General features: G+C 62.6%; 15 protein-coding genes. 13 read left to right on the top strand and 2 right to left on the bottom strand.

All coding sequences use genetic code 11. From position 1 onward, the window contains the following. Positions 1-145: 145 nt before the first annotated feature. From L0U84_RS31950 to L0U84_RS31900, 11 genes are all read left to right on the top strand, one after another. Complete coding sequence (locus L0U84_RS31950; protein WP_233856047.1) at positions 146-829, top strand: DJ-1/PfpI family protein; 684 nt, start codon at positions 146-148, stop codon at positions 827-829. A gap of 113 nt (positions 830-942) precedes the next feature. Further along, positions 943-1,383 carry a zinc-finger-containing protein gene (locus L0U84_RS31945; protein WP_233856046.1) on the top strand — a complete coding sequence of 147 codons (441 nt, stop codon included), beginning with the start codon at positions 943-945 and terminating at the stop codon, positions 1,381-1,383. A gap of 218 nt (positions 1,384-1,601) precedes the next feature. Then, positions 1,602-2,579 (top strand): ABC transporter substrate-binding protein, encoded by a 978-nt coding sequence (locus tag L0U84_RS31940; RefSeq protein WP_233856045.1) that lies wholly within the window; start codon positions 1,602-1,604, stop codon positions 2,577-2,579. Positions 2,580-2,637: 58 nt separating this feature from the next. Next, the gene (locus L0U84_RS31935) at positions 2,638-3,663 is read left to right on the top strand and encodes an amidohydrolase family protein (RefSeq protein ID WP_233856044.1); all 1,026 of its coding nucleotides are present in this window, start codon (positions 2,638-2,640) and stop codon (positions 3,661-3,663) included. A 41-nt stretch (positions 3,664-3,704) separates the two neighbouring features. Beyond that, positions 3,705-4,556, top strand: coding sequence for an amidohydrolase family protein (locus tag L0U84_RS31930; RefSeq protein WP_233856043.1), 852 nt, complete (start codon positions 3,705-3,707; stop codon positions 4,554-4,556). A gap of 99 nt (positions 4,557-4,655) precedes the next feature. Further along, positions 4,656-5,936, top strand: coding sequence for an MFS transporter (locus tag L0U84_RS31925; RefSeq protein WP_233856042.1), 1,281 nt, complete (start codon positions 4,656-4,658; stop codon positions 5,934-5,936). A gap of 60 nt (positions 5,937-5,996) precedes the next feature. Further along, on the top strand, positions 5,997-6,983 hold the full coding sequence (locus L0U84_RS31920; protein ID WP_233856041.1) for a protocatechuate 3,4-dioxygenase: 987 nt from the start codon (positions 5,997-5,999) through the stop codon (positions 6,981-6,983). 45 nt (positions 6,984-7,028) lie between these two features. Beyond that, on the top strand, positions 7,029-7,886 hold the full coding sequence (locus L0U84_RS31915; protein WP_233856040.1) for an HpcH/HpaI aldolase family protein: 858 nt from the start codon (positions 7,029-7,031) through the stop codon (positions 7,884-7,886). Further along, positions 7,887-9,434 carry an acetolactate synthase large subunit gene (locus L0U84_RS31910; protein WP_233856039.1) on the top strand — a complete coding sequence of 516 codons (1,548 nt, stop codon included), beginning with the start codon at positions 7,887-7,889 and terminating at the stop codon, positions 9,432-9,434. A 28-nt stretch (positions 9,435-9,462) separates the two neighbouring features. Then, entirely contained in the window at positions 9,463-10,359 is an 897-nt protein-coding gene (locus L0U84_RS31905) for a phosphate ABC transporter substrate-binding protein (protein WP_233856038.1), read from the top strand. 80 nt (positions 10,360-10,439) lie between these two features. Beyond that, entirely contained in the window at positions 10,440-12,365 is a 1,926-nt protein-coding gene (locus L0U84_RS31900; protein WP_233856037.1) for a hypothetical protein, read from the top strand. Between the two features lie 522 nt (positions 12,366-12,887). On the opposite strand, the gene L0U84_RS31895 is transcribed toward L0U84_RS31900, so the two are convergent. Beyond that, positions 12,888-13,949, bottom strand: coding sequence for a hypothetical protein (locus tag L0U84_RS31895; RefSeq protein ID WP_233856036.1), 1,062 nt, complete (start codon positions 13,947-13,949; stop codon positions 12,888-12,890). Between the two features lie 535 nt (positions 13,950-14,484). Between L0U84_RS31895 and L0U84_RS31890 the strand changes: the two genes are divergently transcribed. Further along, positions 14,485-15,570, top strand: coding sequence for a porin (locus L0U84_RS31890; protein ID WP_233856035.1), 1,086 nt, complete (start codon positions 14,485-14,487; stop codon positions 15,568-15,570). A gap of 41 nt (positions 15,571-15,611) precedes the next feature. Here L0U84_RS31890 and L0U84_RS31885 read toward each other — a convergent pair whose 3' ends face one another. Further along, positions 15,612-15,944: a hypothetical protein gene (locus L0U84_RS31885; protein ID WP_233856034.1), complete on the bottom strand. Its 333-nt coding sequence runs from the start codon at positions 15,942-15,944 to the stop codon at positions 15,612-15,614. Positions 15,945-15,986: 42 nt separating this feature from the next. On the opposite strand from L0U84_RS31885, the gene L0U84_RS31880 reads away from it, so the two are divergent. Continuing rightward, positions 15,987-16,916, top strand: a complete 930-nt coding sequence (locus tag L0U84_RS31880) for a helix-turn-helix domain-containing protein (RefSeq protein WP_233856033.1) — start codon at positions 15,987-15,989, stop codon at positions 16,914-16,916. Positions 16,917-16,952 lie beyond the last annotated feature (36 nt).

Raw genomic sequence — 16,952 nt, 5'->3', positions numbered from 1 at the left:
GTATGGCAGAGGTATGGCAGAGGTATGGCAGAAATCAAGGGGACAATGGCAGTCTTGCCAAAGACTACGCGCATAGAATCGATCCGTCCACCTGGAAGAAATGGCAGATGGCGTGTTTCGATTTCCTCTTTGATAAGGCATCCCTATGAACCTGCAAATCGGTTTTCTGGTGTTTCCGAAAGTACAGCAGCTCGATCTGACCGGCCCGCACGACGTGCTCGCGTCGTTGCCGGGCGCCACGATGCATCTGGTCTGGAAGACACGGGAGCCCTTGGTGTCGAGCAACGGGCTCGTGCTGACGCCGAGCGCGACCTACGAAAGCTGCCCGCCGCTCGACGTAATCTGCGTGCCGGGCGGAAGCGGAGTGACCGACCTGTTGCAGGACGAGCAGACGATCGAGTTCGTTCGCCGGCAGGCCGCGAGCGCGCGCTACGTGACGTCGGTTTGCACCGGCGCGTTGCTGCTTGGCGCGGCCGGTTTGCTGCGCGGGCGTCGCGCGACGACTCACTGGGCGTTTCACTCGCTGCTGGAACCGCTCGGCGCGATACCGACGCATGCGCGTGTGGTTCGCGACGGCAATCTGATCACGGGCGGCGGCGTGACGGCGGGCATCGATTTCGGCCTGACCGTGGCTGCTGAACTGGCGGGCGTCGATGAGGCGCAGGCGATCCAGCTCGAACTCGAATACGCGCCAGCGCCGCCGTTCGACGCGGGCGATCCGGCGCTGGCGCCGCAAGCGGTGGTGGAACTGGTCCGGGAACGGTCGGCCGAAGGCCTCGCCGCGCGGCGTCGGGTAGTGATGGAGATCGCGCAAAGGCAGGCCGGGTAGTCGCGAGCCTTGCCTGCGGGGGCGGGCATTCCATTAAACTGTGTGGCTCTACCTGTTTGCGCTTGTCGGATCCATGCGATGAAGTATTGCGAATTTTCCCGGGGGCACGCCTCATGCGCGTAGGCAAGCCCGTCAAGGCACTGCCGCAGCCGTCTTGCGACTACTGCGGCAGCCGCGCGCTGCTCGCGCGTTACGGCGAAGAGTCCTACCCGTATCGCAGCGATCAGGGGCCGCTGTGGATCTGCACTTCATGTCAGGCGTGGATCGGTGTTTATTCGCGCAGCAAACACAACCTGCCGCTCGGCCGCCTCGCCGACGCGACGTTGCGCGAGGCGAAGAGCAAGCTGCACGATGCGCTCGAACCGCTCGTCGCCGGGAAGGTGCGCCGCGATGGCGTCAATGCGTTCGAAGCCCGCGCGAAAGCGATCCGGTGGGTCGCAACCGAGCTTGGCTTCGATCCTGTTCCGGCGAGCATTCACGCGTTCACACCGGAGCAGTGCGAACAGGCGCTGCATTATGTCGAGGCTTTTGTCGAGGCTCGGCGTACCCGATAGCGCGGCGTGCGCCAGCGATCGGCTTCCTTTCATTCCCCTCAACACCCCTCCCGTCGGCTTTTCCCGCGTCTCTGCGCCCTCACCAAAAAGTGCCATCGAATCTCTCTTTTGTGTAGGGACGCCTCTCCCGTCCTCCCATATTCTTACGCCATCGAGACGACACGTCCCGCGCTGCAAACCTTGTCCCGCAGCCCGCGACGATCAATCCACAGGAGAGGATGTTGACCAAGAAAGTCCCGCTCAAGATCGCGATCGCTGAGCATCCGCATACGTCGGCCATCCGTAACGGATCCATTCTCATCGAGGGCGTCGACGCCGAGTTCGTCACCGTCAAGCCGCAAATCGGCGCGTTCCGTCGCATGGTGCGCGACGTCGAATTCGACGTTTGCGAACTCGCCCCGACCACCTACATCATCGCGCGTGCTTATGGCGCGCCGTTCGTCGGCTTGCCGATCTTCGTCGTGCGGCGTTTCCATCACGCCGGTCTGCTGGTGCGTCCTGACGCGGGCATCAACACGCCGAAGGACCTCGAAGGCAAGAAGGTTGGCGTGCGTGCGTATTCGGTCACGACCGGCGTGTGGACGCGTCAGGTGCTGATCGACGAGTTCGGGCTCGATTCGTCGAAGGTGACGTGGGTCGTCGACGACGAAGAACACGTGACGCAATTGAAGCTGCCGTCGAACGTCGTGCATGCGCCGCAAGGTAGCTCGCTCGCGCAGATGATGGCATCGGGCGAACTGTCCGCCGGCTTTGCGGCCGCCGCGGGCATCGGCCGCACCGGCGCGCCGACGGGCGGCTGGCAGGAAGTCGAGGCCGACTATCCGGATCTGCTGCCGAACGCGACCGAACTCGAAACCGAATACTACGCACGCACCGGCGTCTATCCGATGCACGGCACGATCGTCGTCAAGGACTCGGTGCTCGCCGAGCATCCGTGGATTGCAAAGTCGCTGTTCGATGCGTTCGCGCAGGCGAAGAAGGAATGGCTCGAGCGTCTCGATGCCGGCGAAGCGACCAGCGCGAGCGACAAGAAGTATCTCGAACTGTGCAAGATCGTTGGTCACGATCCGCTGCCGTACGGTCTGCCGGAAAACCTGAAGACGATCGAAACGCTCGAAGCGACCGCGTTCAAGCAGGGCCTCACGCCGCGCCGCATGTCGATCGATGAGTTGTTCGTCGACCCGCTGGCGCGCTGAGCCACCCGATTGCTTGCTGGGCGCTAACCGCCGACCCGACGATTCGAACGGAGACACCATGATTATCGATTGCCACGGTCATTTCACGACCGTCCCGGCTTCCTTTCGCGCCTGGCGCGCCAAACAGGTCGAGTTCGCGAACGACCCGGCCAACGCGCCCTCGCGTGACGGCGCCCTGGTCAGCGACGACGAGATTCGCGAAGCGATCGGCAACGGTCAGCTCAAACTGCAGCGCGAGCGGGGGAGCGACCTGACGCTGTTCTCGCCGATCGCCGGGCTGATGAGCCACCACCTCGGCAACGAGCGCACGAGCCTCGAGTGGGCCGAAGTGTCCAACGACCTCGTGTACCGAGTGACCGAGCTTTACCCGGACAACTTCGCACCGGTCTGCCAGTTGCCGCAATCGCCGGGCGTCGCGCCCGCGAATTCGATCGCCGAATTGCGCCGCTGCGTCGAGCAGCTCGGCTTCGTCGGCTGCAACCTGAATCCGGACCCGAGCGGCGGCTACTGGACCGGCAAGCCGGTGACCGATCGCGAGTGGTATCCGCTGTACGAAGCGCTCGTCGATCTCGACGTGCCGGCGATGATCCACGTCGCCGCGTCGTGCAACCCGTGTTTCCACGGCACCGGCGCGCACTATCTGAATGCGGACACGTCGGTGTTCATGCAGATCCTGCAGTCCGATCTGTTCAAGGATTTCCCGACGTTGCGGCTCGTGATTCCGCACGGCGGCGGCGCGGTGCCGTATCACTGGGGCCGTTATCGCGGCATGTCGCTCGAAATGCGCGAGCGTCCGCTGGAAGGCTTGCTGAACAATATCTTTTTCGACTCGTGCGTGTATCACCAGCCGGGCGTCGAGCTGCTGACGAAGGTGATCCCCGCCGACAACGTGCTGTTCGGCTCGGAGATGATCGGCGCGGTGCGCGGCAAAGATCCTTCGACCGGTCATTACTTCGACGACACCAAGCGCTATATCGACGGCTGCGCGGCATTGAGCGACGAGGATCGCCACAAGATCTTCGAAGGCAACGCGCGGCGGGTCTATCCGCGTCTCGATGCGCGCCTGAAAGCGCGCGGCAAGTAACGGCGCGAGCCGCATGTAACGAGCAAGATACCGAGGCATTCATGACTTCCTCAATCGTTGATATTCACCCGCACATCATTTCCGACGACGAAAACCGTTACGCGCCCGCGCCGCTGTTCGGCAAGCGCTCGGACTGGTCCAAGGAACGGCCGACCACGGTCGAGACGCTGATCGCATCGATGGACGCGGCAGGCGTCGCCAAAGCAGCGGTGGTCCATTCGTCGACGACATATGGTTTCGACAATAGCTACGTGGTCGACGGCTGCGCGCAATACGCGGACCGCCTGGTCGCGGTCGGTTCGGTCGATGTGCTGGACCCCGACGCGCCGGCGCGCATCCGCGCATGGGTCGAGCGCGGCCTCGCGGGCCTGCGTCTGTTCACCGGCGGCAGCACGAAGGAGTTCGACCCGAGCGAGCTGGACGACCCGCGGTCGTTTCCCGCCTGGGAGCTGTGCGGCGAGCTCGGCTTGCCGATGTGCATCCAGACCGGCCCGATCGGCTTCCCGCAAGTCACCGCGCTCGCGCGGCGCTTCCCGAACGTGCGCATCATCCTCGATCACCTCGGCCGCCCCGAGGTCGCTGACGGCGTACCCTATGCGAAGGCGCAGAGCCTGTTCGATCTCGCGTCGCTCGCGAACATCTATCTGAAGCTGACGCCGCGCATTTTCGGCGACGTGAAGATAGAGCGGGCGAGCGCCGAGACGTTCTTCCCGCGTGTGGTCGAAGCATTCGGCGCGCAACGGATGGCGTGGGGCTCGAACTATCCGACCTCGCCGGGCACGCTCGCGGAAATTCTCGCGACCGCACAGGCCGGTCTCGCATCGCTCAGCGATGAAGACCGCGAGTGGATCTTCAGCAAGACCGCGCGGCAGCTTTATCCGGCGCTCGCCTGAAGTTCGGCGGTATCCGGGGCGGCCGCCGCGAACGCGAACGGCAACATGGTTCGCGGCGGCCTGCACGCAGCATTCAATCAAACTGAAGAGAACGAACTGATGGAGACAGGCAAACCTGAACGACGAGGAATCGCGAGCCGCTGGGCCGTGCTCGCGCTTCTTGCGATCGGTGTGCTGATTTCGTTTGTCGATCGCACCAGCATTTCGTCGACGCTGGCGGACGCGAACTTCATTCGGCACTTCGCGCTGACGGATGTCGATCGCGGCTGGATCAACGCGGCGTTCTTCTGGTCGTATGGCCTGTTTCAGGTGCCGATGGGTTGGGTCGCCGACCGCTACGGCGTCAAATGGCCGTATGCGATCAGCTTCGCGCTGTGGTGCATCGCCACGACGTTGATGGGTCTCGTGACCACACTCGGCGCACTCGTGCTGATGCGTCTGATCATCGGCGTAGCCGAGGCGATCGTGATTCCCGCAAGCTATCGATGGATTCGCAATAACTTCGACGAACGGCAGAACGGCCTCGCCGTCGGCCTGCTGGCAATGGGCAACAAGTTCGGCCCGGCGCTCGGTGCGCCGATCGCAGCCTGGTTCATCGTCACGTACTCGTGGAAGCTGATGTTCATCGTGACCGGTCTCGCCGGGTTGCTATGGCTCGCGCCCTGGCTGGTGCTGGTGCGCAACGACCTGCCTTCCAGGGCGGACCTGTCGCTGGCGAACCGCCGCGCTCGCACGGTGAGCTTCGCCAACATCCTGTCGAGCCCGGTCGTGTGGGGCGGCATGATCACGAACTTCTGCTACGGCTACTTCACGTTCTACTGCATGACGTGGATGCCGGCATATCTGGTCGAGCAACGCGGTCTGTCGATTTCGCGCTCGGGACTCTTCACGTTCTTCAGTTTCGCTGGAATCGCGATCGTCGCGGCTCTCGCGGGGTCCGCTGCCGATCTGATCATCGCCCGGGGCAAGGATCCGATCCTGGTCCGCAAGGTCTTCACGGTGACCGGGTTCGTTGGCGGCTGCAGCGTATTGCTCGGCGCGTACGCACCGACGCTGCAGATGGCCCTGTTCTGGAATGTGTTGTCGCTGTCGCTGCTGGGCTTCGTCACCGCGAACAATCTGGTGCTGTCGCGCCTGACGTTGATTCCGAAGCAGGCGATCGGGCTGGTCACCGGGGTTCAGCAACTCGCGACCAGTCTCGCGGGCGGTGTGGCGGCGAGTCTGTCGGGGTGGCTGCTGCACGTCAGCGGAAGCTACACGGTGCCGATGATGGTGATCCTCGGATTCCTGATAGTCGGCGCGATGGCGACGATCGTCCTGTATCGCCCTGAATGGTCGCCCAAGGTGACCGACGCACCGGGCACGTTGCGACAGGCCTGAATACCCACAGCACGGCCGGCATAGGGCGGCCTGGACAAATTAATTCACTGAGAAACACACATGGCGAAGATCGTATTCGGGATGGCGGTGCCGCACAGCGGCATGCTGGGCCAGGCGCCGGAAGACTGGCTCAAGAACGGGGAGCGTGACCGCAACAACCCGGAACTGTGGTATCGCAATCGCACGTGGACATACCCCGAGCTCGAAGCGCATCGGGAAGCCGCGTTCGAGAAGTACCTGACGCTCGAAGAGCGGACCGTGCGCGCCGCGCGTTGCCGTAGCGCGCTCGACACGATGGCGGCCGCGTATCGCGAAGCGAACATCGACGTCGCGATCATTCTCGGCAAGGATCAGAAAGAGATTTTCACCGACTTCTCGCCGTCGATCGCGATCTATAGCGGCGCGCAAGTGCACAACGGTCCGCCGCAGCGTTCGGTCTACGCGCCCGATCATCACGTGACGCACGACTGCCATCCGAAGCTCGCGACCTATCTGATCGAGTATTTCCAGAACGAAGGCTTCGATCTGACCGATCTGTTCGCGTGGCCCGACAACGTGTGGATGAAACCGCTGCCCGAATACCCGGTGGTGCCGCACGCGTACAGCTTCGTGTATCACCAGATCATGGGCGACAACCCGCCACCGCACGTGCCGGTCATCATGAACTGCTTCTATCCGCCTACGCAGCCGTCGATGTCGCGTTGCATCGAATTCGGCCGTGTGCTGCGCGACGCGATCAAGGCATGGCCCGACGACGTACGGGTGGGCATTTTCGCGTCGGGCGGCCTGTCGCACTTCGTCAACGACGAAGAGTTCGATCACCGCATCATGAAGATGCTGGCGGACTACGACTACGACGGCCTCGCGGCGGTGGACAACCGGTCGTATCAGTCCGGCACGTCGGAAATCAAGCTGTACGTCAGCGTGATGAAGGCGGTGCAGGAGACCGGCGCCGAAATGACGCTGGTCGACTACGTGCCGTGCTGGCGCACGCCCGCGGGCACCGGCGAAGGCATGGGCTTCATGTACTGGAAAGCCGCCGACTGATCCAGCTTCACCCGCTAATTCACGAGTTCACGAGAGAGCAAGACCATGAGCGATAACCGTCTCAACGGCATCATTCGCGCGTTCGAATCAGGCAAGCCCGCATTCACCGCATTTTCGAAGCTCGACAAGCAAACCGCGATCGAGATGAGCGACGCACCCTATGACGGCATCGTGTTCGAAATGGAGCACAACCCGTACGACGTGTCGGCACTTGGCGACGCGTTGCAGTACATGCTCAACCGCAAGGCGATCGTCGAATCCGCTTCGGTCGCGCCGCGCGTGACGCCGATCGCGCGGATTCCGGCCAATGGCGCCGAGATGAACCAGGCGTTCGCGAAGCAGGTGCTCGACCGCGGTGTTTATGGCGTGGTGTGGCCGCACGTTGCGACGGTCGAGCAGGCTTATAACGCGGTCGCATCGTGCCGCTATGCGCGGCCTAAGAGCGCGCCGCTGTATGAGCCGAAGGGCGTGCGCGGCGACGGTCCCGCGACCGCGGCGCGCTACTGGGGCTTGAGCATGGCCGACTACTACCGGAAGGCCGACGTGTGGCCGCTCGCGCCGGAAGGAGAAATTCTCGTCGGGCTGATGTGCGAAAGCACCGAGGCGATCGAAAATCTCGACGACATTCTGTCGAACGTGCCGGGCATCGGTTTCATTCTGATCGGCGAGGGCGACCTGAGTCAGGAGCTCGGTCATCCGCGCGATTACGAACATCCGATCGTGGCCGACGCGATGCGCAAGATCGTCGACACCTGCCGTAAGCACGACGTGGTGGTCGGCAATCCGCACGTGAACGCGAAGAATCACAAGCGGCTGATCGAAGAGGGCTACCGCTTCCTGATGTCGGCGCCGACGCGCAGCTATGGCGTGGTCGGCTCGGCGCGCGAGATGGCGGGGTATTGAATGAACGGAGCCGAAAGCCTCGTCGATACGCTGACCGGTCATGGCGTCGACATCTGTTTCGCGAATCCGGGCACCTCGGAGATGCACTTTCTGAAGGCGCTCGAAAATCCGCGCATGCGCAGCGTGCTGTGTCTTTTCGAAGGCGTGTGCACGGGTGCCGCTGACGGCTATTACCGGATGAAGGACACGCCCGCGTCGACGCTGCTGCATCTCGGCCCGGGTCTCGCGAATGGACTGGCCAATATTCACAATGCCAAACGCGCATCGTCGGGCATGGTCAATATCGTCGGCGAGCATTCGGCCGCGCATCTGAAATACGATCCGCCGTTGATGTCCGATATCGAAGGCCTTGCCCGGCCGCTCAGTCACTGGGTGCGCCGCGTCGAATCGCCCCGCGCGGTCGTATGGGACGTCGCGGCGGCGGTGAGCAAAGCGCGCGAGTATCCGGGGCAAATCGCCACGCTGATCCTGCCCGGCGATGCGTCGTGGCAGGACGCGGGCGAACCTGCCCCGCTGCCGGCGTTGGCGCTCGCGCAGCCGAAAGCGCCGGACGCCGCGCGCATCGATCACATCGCGAAGGTGCTGCGCTCGGGCGAGCCGACGCTGATCGTGCTGGCCGGTCGCTCGACGCGCGGCCGCGCTCTCGAACTCGCGGGCAAGCTGAAGGCGGCGAGCGGCTGCCGTCTCGCGACGCAGTTCTTCAGCGCGCGGATTGAACGCGGCGCGGGACGGGTGACGCTCGAACGGATTCCGTACGCGGTGAACGCGGCGGTCGATTACCTGCAGGGCTTTCGCCACATCATCACGGTCGAGACGACCGAGCCGGTCGCGTTCTTCAGTTACCCGGACAAACCGAGCCTGCTCAAGTCCGCCGGCACGAGCGTGCATGCGCTCGCGGAAGTCGGCGAGGACGGCACGGCCGCACTCGACATGCTGGTCGAGGCACTCGGCGCGACGCTCACGCAGCCCGTGCGGCAGCAGCGCGCGGACACCAGCGCGCCCAGCGGCGCGCTGAACCCCGCGAGCATCGCGCAGGCGCTTGCCGCCGCGTTGCCGGAAGACTGCATCCTCGTCGACGAATCGCTCACCACCGGCCGCGAAACGATGGGTCTGACCGTCGGCGCCGCGCGTCACGACCTGATCAACAACATGGGCGGCTCGATCGGCTACGGCACGCCGGTGGCGACCGGCGCGGCGCTGGCGTGCCCCGAACGCCGCGTGTTCTGCATGGTCGGCGACGGCAGCGCGATGTACACGATCCAGTCGCTGTGGACCCAGGCGCGCGAAGGTCTGAACATCACGACGATCATCTTCGCCAACAACAGCTACGCGATTCTGAAGGCCGAGTACGCGAACATGGGCGCCGGCGCGCCGGGCGAGCGCGCGCTTGCGATGATCGATATCGATCGTCCGCGCATCGACTGGCTCGCGATGGCGAAGAGCATGGGAGTGCCCGCCGTCGCCGTCGATACCGCCGAAGGATTTCACAAGGCCATGGCCGATTCCGTGCATGCGGCCGGCCCGTGTCTCATCGAAGTGAGACTGTAATTTCGTTCAAGCATAAGGACCGACATTCATGACGACGACGCAAACGGCGGTGCCGACGCTGCGCACCAATCTGGCCGTCTATCCGGTGACGAAGGCGTTGAGAGACGGGCGCGTGCGCTCGGATCTCGTCACGCTCGACTTCTGCGGACCGACGCCCGCGCACAATGGCTTCAAGGCGATGGTGCGCGAAAGCCAGTTCGACGCGGGTGAGCTCGCGATCGTCACGTTCCTGCAGGCCAAGGCCTACGGCAAGCCCTATGTGCTGCTGCCGACGCCGATCTCCGGCCGCTTCCAGCATCATTGCGCGGGCTTCAATATCGACTTCGGGCATCTCGATCCGAAGGACGTCGAAGGCAAGAAGGTCGGCGTGCGGACCTATACGCAGACCACCGCGCTGTGGATTCGCGGCATTCTGCGCCACGAATACGGCGTCGATCTCGACAAGGTCACGTGGATGACGCTCGGCGACGGCCACCTCGCCGAGTATCGCGATCCGAACAACTGCGTGCGCTTGCCCGCCGGTTCGTCGATCCCAGACATGATGATGAACGGCGAGCTTACCGCCGCGCTGCTCGGCGAAGACATGCCGAAGGACGAGCGCGTGCGCACGCTGGTTCCCGATGCGCAGAACGCGGCAAAGGCATGGTTCGCGCGCGAAGGCGTGGTGCCGGTCAATCACATGTTCGTCGTGCACCAGGATCTGTCGAAGAAGCGGCCGGACGTCGTGCGCGAGTTGTACCGGATGATCGTCGAGAGCCGCGCGCAAACCGAGGGCGGCCCTCCCGCCGTGTTTCCGCCGATCGGCCTCGAACAGAACCGCAAGGGGCTGCAACTGGCGATCGACTGGGCGCTCGATCAGAAGATCCTGCCGCATCGTTTGTCGGTCGATGAGTTGTTCGACGATGTGACGGGCAGCCTCGGCTAATGATGGTGTCCGCCGGCTCGAATACCGGTCCGGCGGTTTCGAGGTTGCTGTGATGATTTGAAAAAACGGAGACTAGTATTGTGCGTGCCTCGCTTCAGATAAAAAAGAAAATCCTGTCCGGCCTGACCATTGCCGCCATCGCCGCTTTCGTACCGGGAGCGGGAGCGGGAGCCGCGACGGCGACCAGGGGCGACCTGCTGATCTACCGCATCGGCCCCACGACCTCGGAACTCTATGTCGCCAATGCCGACGGCAGCGACGAACACCGGCTGATTCAGTCCGATGGTTTCGACTATCACGGTTCGTTTTCGCCGGACGGCAATTGGATCGTGTTCACCTCGGAGCGCGATGGTCTCGGTCACGCGAGCCTCTACCGGGTGCGAGTCGATGGCACCGGATTGCAGCGCCTGACCGACTCGATCGGCATTAGCGATGCCGCGGTCTTCAATCCGGCCGATCCGGATCTGATCGCGTTCGTTTCGTCGCGTCGTGACAAGGATACGTGGGGCACCACGAACATCTGGACGCTCAACATGAAGACCGGCGCGCTGCATAACGTGACGGGCGAAATCAGGTTCGACCCGAACAAGCCGCACAGTTTCTTCCGGCCTTCCTGGTCGCCGGATGGCAAGTGGATCGCGCTGTCGTCCGATATCGGGACCGACTGGCGAGGCCACAACCTGCCGGTCGGCTGGGAGCGCACGCAGGAAAGCAGCATCTACGAGATCCATCCGGACGGCACGGGTTTCAGGCAGATCACCGCGCGTCCCGGCTATGCCGAGGGCTCGCCATCGTGGTCCGCGGACGGCAAGCGCGTGGCGTTCTATGAAACCCCGGTCGAATCGACCTGGGGCGCGCACCGTCCCGAGGCGATCGGCAAGGTCAGCACGCAGATCGTGCAGGTCGATGTGGCCACCGGCGAGCGCACGGATCTGACGAACACGCCGGGATTCAAGGTGTTCCCTCAATACGTAGGCGCGACGAACGTCGCCTATCATGTCAAGAACGGTCCTCAGGAAGGCTTCCATACGACGGACGGTCAGTCGCATGCCACGGCGGGAAGCGGCATCCGCTCGCCGCATTACTCGGCCGACGGCAAGAAGGTCGTCTACGAGAAGGTGGTGTACGGCAAGCCGTTCCATCCGAACGGCACGGCACTCTTCAGTTTCGATCCGCAATGGAACTACCGCTTCGTCGATGTATTCCCGCAGCTTTCGCGTGACGGCAAGTCGCTCGTGTACACGGAGAAGGCGGTCGGCTCGTCGATCGTGGTGTCGAATACCGACTTCAGCGACGCGCGTCATATTTACGATCCGGTCACCAGCGGCCTCGATCCGAAGATGATCCAGATGGGTCTGGCAGGTGCGTTCCAGCCGACCTGGTCGCCGGACAAGCAGTGGGTGGCCTTCGGCGTGGGCGGCTGGTTCTTCACGCGCGCTCATATGCCGGGGCAGATCATGCGCATCAAGGCCGACGGCAGCATGAACGGCAAGCCGGAGATCCTGACCGACGGCAAGGAAAACGCGGGCTTCCCGAGCTATTCGCCGGACGGTACGAAGCTCGTCTACCGCGTGTGGAGCGATAACGACAAGGGTCTGCGGATTCTCGACCTCCGAACGCAGAAGACCACGATCCTGACCACCGAGCCGGACAACTTGCCCGGCTGGTCGCCGGATGGCAAGAAGATCGTCTTCACGCGCAAGGAGGTCAACCCGAGCGACCCCAACAAGTTCCATTTCGACGTGTACACGATCAATCCGGACGGCACGGACGTGCAGCGCGTGACCCCGCAGGGTTCGAACCAGGCGCACGCAACCTGGACGTGGGACGGCCGCATTGCGTACAGCTCGGGCGAGTATGGCTTCCGCGATGAGCTGTCGCTGTACGACGACACGTTCCAGCCCGATGGACAGAACTGGGTGATGAACGCGGACGGTAGCGACCGGCATGCGATTACCGACACGATCTGGGAAGACTCGATGCCGCTTTATATTCCAAAGCAGTAAGCGGAGCGTGTGAAAAAGGCGCTGTGTTTCGACACAGCGCCTTTTCTTTTCTGGTTGAAAGCTGCGTTTATTCGCCTGCGTCCCTCCGCATTCCAGCGAGGTCTCGGAACGCAATTCGCGCGGACACATCATTCGTCCCGTTGACTGTCGGTACCCGATTGGGTCGCAGCAAAGAAACGCACGATCCGCGCCCTATCCGGCCAGCGCGGCGACGATCGCGATGCCGACAAACCAGCCTCGCTCGAAGCTCGTCAACGCAAACCTGCACACGCAATGTTGGCCCGAGAGCAACGCGGACAGCCTCGCTCGATCGACAAAGCAAATCGGCAGGCAGAGTGCGAGCAGCACGAAAATGGTTCACGAGGTTGCGGCAGTGCACGGTTCCCTTTGTCCCATGGTTCTTCTTGTTGCGAATTCGATTCGGGTCGGGAAAGACGGATGAAAAAGCGAACCGCGAAACGAACATCGGCGGCCCGCTATGCTGGGCCGCCGATGCTTTGTTCATTCAACCGGAGCTGCTGGTCAGAAGTGAATTTCAGCCACGAACATGGGGACGGAGGTTTGGGTCGTCCCGGGCTGCGCGGAGGCTGGCGTCCCGTACATGTTGTGCCAGTATTCGTAGCCGAGACCCGTGTACACAGTGCGCGGATGACCAGCAAACGATCCGACGTCCACCAGCAGATAGGCGCGGGTCAGGAACTCCGTGGTTGTCTGAACGCCGAAGCCATCTTTGCCTTTAGGTCCGGTGAGACTTGCGAAGCCTTTGAAGACCAGCGGAACCGGACCGAGTCGGAACGGGTAGAGCCAGGAACTCTCGAGGTGCACGGCCGGATTGAAATTCACGTCCACATTCGCGATGCCGTTGTGGTTACTTTCCGTGCGAACGCCGAGCGTCACGTTCCAGAAGCCATTCGGAATGGAAAACTCGATGGTGGGCCCGGCAACGAACATGCGGGCTCGCTCGGCAAAGGAATCGTTCTTCGCACCGAACTCATAGCCGACGGTCAGGCCGAAGTCGCGGATGAATCCGTAGGAAAACGATTTGCCGAACACCTTGCTGGCACTGAGCGAGACCCGGCCAACGCTGTAGACCTCCTGCGCGCCACCGGAGCCCGGTGTCGGATAACCGTAGGCGTTGGTCGGACCCGCTTCCGGATTCGCCATGCTGGAGACCAGGTAGTCGACGTTGAACGCATAGCTACCGTATTTGAAGCCGCCCACGGTCGTCAGATAGCCGATGTTCTGCGTGATCTTGGCGGGTGCCCCGGATTCGGTGCGCACGCCGGGATAGTAGAAATTGGAACCCACGCGATAGCCGATATACGTGTCATTCCACGAGGTAGGTGGGGCGAACAGGCTCGGCGGCGGTGACAGCGGCGCGGTCACGGTGCTGGCCTGGGACAGCGTGACCGGTGCTGCGTTCAGATCCGATGCGGCGCCGTTACTGTTCGTCTGAGCAACTTGTACCGCTTGAGTGTCCCCTTGTGCGCTCGGCGATGTATCCGCAGCATGCGCGGCAGCCGTGAAGCAGCCGAAGACGGCAATACCTAACAGCGGCATGCCGATGCCCGTGGTTTTTTTCATGTCTCTTCCATATTTGTTGATACGCAAGATGTGGTCGATTCTCGACTCTCGATTTTTTCGCACCGTCGACGCTTGACTCCGATAGTCAACGCAGTGATATCTGCCGCGGTCGTATGGAATGTATGCGATGCCCGCGTGAATGCCTTTACACAAAAATGAGATTCGCTGGCACTTTTTAATCAGAACGGACCGGATTCGGGTAAATCTCAGGTCGCGGTTGATCCGAACGTATCGAACGACTCCACCTCCATGACCGGCGCTCGCGTGCGTCGCTGGAAAAAATGCCAGTGAATCTGATTTTTGTGTAAGGACGCCCTGCGGGGCATCCAATATTCTTGGCCTCGGCAGCGGGCTCATCGCTGCTTCGCTCGTGAACGTCGACTTCGAGGATCCCCTTCGATCTGTGGAACAGGTGGCGTGTCAGGCCGCAACGATACGCTCGATCCATTGCGTGACGTTTCGATTAGCAGGACCAATGAAATAGCTGTGAATAAGAGCATCGGCGTTCCGATGCGTATAAGAATGGAGATATCGCATGAAGAGGTTTATCACTCTCGCATCCGGCGCAGTCTTGTCTTGTGCGTCCGTTTCCCCCGCGTTTGCGCAGTCATCGGTCACGCTCTATGGCGTGCTCGACAATGGTCTCGCCTATCAGAGTTCGAGCGGCAAAAATTCGGCGACTCGAGCGGTACCGGGCGGACTCTACGCGACGCGCTACGGCTTTAAGGGCAGCGAGGATATCGGCGGCGGCCTGCACGTCAATTTCCAGTTGGAGCAGGCTTTCTCAGGTCAGACGGGTGCAGCGACGGATCCGACCAAGGCGTTCAATCGCCTTGCGTTCGTCGGGCTGTCCGGTGGTTTCGGAGAGGTGCGCTTCGGCTTGCAGAACTCGCCGCAATACGACGTGCTGCAGGCGGCGATGGATCCGTCATGGGTCAAAAGCGTTGCTTCGCCGATGAATAATTTCAACGCATTGATCATCCGCGCGAACAACGGTATTTCGTACTACACGCCGACGTTTGGCGGGCTGAACGCCAAGTTCATGGTGGCATTGCGCGACCCAGCGACGGGTGGAGGCAACGGCATCGGGTTCTACAACGCGGTCGTCCAGTACGTCAACGGGCCGTTGAATGTGGCGGCCGGCTATGAAAGAGGCGACGAACCCGCCATCGGCGCGGGCGGAAGCTATGCGCTGGCAGGCGGTGCTGCCGCTGGTCCTGGCGCGGTACTGAACGTGTTCAACGCGGGTGCTTCGTATGCAATCGGCGCCAATCGCATCTGGCTGGCCTATCACACGGAGAACCTGACCAATACGCCGAAGTACATGCAGCACGACGTCTACCAGATATCCGACTCGTATCAGTTCGACCCGTTTTCGCTGCTATCGCTGATGTACGGTTACTTGCACGACCGCACCGGCAAGGGCAACAATGCGCAGCAATTGGGCTTGCTTTTCGAGTACTCGCTGTCCAAATCGACCGAGCTCTATACGGCGGCCGGCTTTATCCAGAACCGGAACCAGGCGGCATACACGCTGTCCGGGACGGCGTATTCCGGCCTTGCGATCACTCCGGGCACTGACACGCGCGGCATCGGAGTGGGCCTCGTACATAAGTTCTGAGGCGACCGGCGGAAACCCCGCCGCCTTTGTGCAAAACCCGCTCAGGCGCGCCAGACTCGGAACGGCACCGGTTTTACCGGCGTTGCGGCCGCGCCTGGTGCCGATGTGCGCGGTGTACTACTGATGTGCTGGTGGAAATGGTTGGAAAAAAACACCAGGTTCCGCCGGCCATTCGACAGTGCTAGGATGTGCGCCGAGGCCGGGGCGGCTTCCTTTGCGGTCAGGGTAAATACCTCCTCGCGTTTGCTGACGATCGAGAAGCGTACCGGAGAAGCCTCGGCACCCATTACAAGCACTGCATGCCGAGCGCCGCAGCGGTTCTTCTGTTGCGTGTCGGCGGCCGCCGATTTGCCGCAGCGGGACTCGATTGCCATGAGGGCCGCGAGCGCGAGCGAATCGGCCGTCAAGGAGACTGTATGACACACAGCGCCGCGGCGAAACATCAGCCTGGAGCGATCGCGAAGGCGAAACGGACCACCGTGCCGAAGGTCCGCTTGTACGTCGAGCGCCCCGAGGTCAAGAACTGGTTCGTACACGTCGGGCATGTAACCGACCGCGGCCGCTGGCGCACCGAGCCGCATGCGCATCCCGCTTACGGTCAGGTAATTTTCGTGCGCAGCGGGCGCGGCGTGATGAATCTGGAAGGCGAGAGCGTACCGTTCGAGGGCCCTTGCGCATTGCTGCTGCCGACCGAATGCGTGCACGGTCTCGACTACGAAGTCGACGCGGACCGCTGGGTAGTGACGATCGAGGTCGCCTATCTGACGCAGGTCAACTCGAAGCTGCGCGAGTTCATCGCGCTGTGGGAGACACCGCGGGTGATTCCACTCACCGGTCCCGCCGATGCCGGCATGGAGTTCTACAGCCTCATCGATAGCCTGAAACAGGAAGCCGAATCGGATGCGGTCGGGCACGTGGTAGGCACCGAAGCGTTGTTGACCACGCTGCTGCTGAGGCTCGCGCGCGCCACGCCGCTCGGGCAGGGCGCGAACGAAAGCGCGACGCGCAACGACATGCGCCAGGTGGACCGCTTCCGCAAGCTGATCGAAGAACACTACCGCGAGAATCTGACGCTGCAGGACTACGCGTCGATGATGGCCATATCGCTCGTGCAATTGCGCGCTGCCTGCGCGTCCGCGTCCGAGCAGAGTCCGACCAAGATGATTCACGCGCGCATCATTGCCGAGGCCAAGCGCAATCTGATTTTCGGCGACATGTCGGTCGAGCAGATCGCGTTCGGGCTCGGCTTCGCGGACGCCGCGTACTTCACGCGATTCTTCCGCAGGGAAGTGGGCCAGGCGCCGAGCCAGTTCCGCGTCGCGGCGCGGCAGCAGCCGAACCGTTAGCGTGTGGCCACGCGACCCGGCACCAAGGTAGTTTTC

The organism is Paraburkholderia sp. HD33-4 (assembly GCF_021390635.1).
Taxonomy (GTDB): domain Bacteria; phylum Pseudomonadota; class Gammaproteobacteria; order Burkholderiales; family Burkholderiaceae; genus Paraburkholderia.
Note: the sequence above shows the minus strand (reverse complement) of the source record. Positions and strands in the feature narration are given on the sequence as shown.

Bases quoted from the DNA above. Each gene is read 5' to 3' on its own strand.
- L0U84_RS31950 (WP_233856047.1), top strand. From the start codon at position 146: ATGAACCTGCAAATCGGTTTTCTGGTGTTTCCGAAAGTACAGCAGCTC.
- L0U84_RS31945 (WP_233856046.1), top strand. From the start codon at position 943: ATGCGCGTAGGCAAGCCCGTCAAGGCACTGCCGCAGCCGTCTTGCGAC.
- L0U84_RS31940 (WP_233856045.1), top strand. From the start codon at position 1,602: ATGTTGACCAAGAAAGTCCCGCTCAAGATCGCGATCGCTGAGCATCCG.
- L0U84_RS31935 (WP_233856044.1), top strand. From the start codon at position 2,638: ATGATTATCGATTGCCACGGTCATTTCACGACCGTCCCGGCTTCCTTT.
- L0U84_RS31930 (WP_233856043.1), top strand. From the start codon at position 3,705: ATGACTTCCTCAATCGTTGATATTCACCCGCACATCATTTCCGACGAC.
- L0U84_RS31925 (WP_233856042.1), top strand. From the start codon at position 4,656: ATGGAGACAGGCAAACCTGAACGACGAGGAATCGCGAGCCGCTGGGCC.
- L0U84_RS31920 (WP_233856041.1), top strand. From the start codon at position 5,997: ATGGCGAAGATCGTATTCGGGATGGCGGTGCCGCACAGCGGCATGCTG.
- L0U84_RS31915 (WP_233856040.1), top strand. From the start codon at position 7,029: ATGAGCGATAACCGTCTCAACGGCATCATTCGCGCGTTCGAATCAGGC.
- L0U84_RS31910 (WP_233856039.1), top strand. From the start codon at position 7,887: ATGAACGGAGCCGAAAGCCTCGTCGATACGCTGACCGGTCATGGCGTC.
- L0U84_RS31905 (WP_233856038.1), top strand. From the start codon at position 9,463: ATGACGACGACGCAAACGGCGGTGCCGACGCTGCGCACCAATCTGGCC.
- L0U84_RS31895 (WP_233856036.1), bottom strand. From the start codon at position 13,949: ATGAAAAAAACCACGGGCATCGGCATGCCGCTGTTAGGTATTGCCGTC.
- L0U84_RS31890 (WP_233856035.1), top strand. From the start codon at position 14,485: ATGAAGAGGTTTATCACTCTCGCATCCGGCGCAGTCTTGTCTTGTGCG.
- L0U84_RS31885 (WP_233856034.1), bottom strand. From the start codon at position 15,944: ATGGCAATCGAGTCCCGCTGCGGCAAATCGGCGGCCGCCGACACGCAA.
- L0U84_RS31880 (WP_233856033.1), top strand. From the start codon at position 15,987: ATGACACACAGCGCCGCGGCGAAACATCAGCCTGGAGCGATCGCGAAG.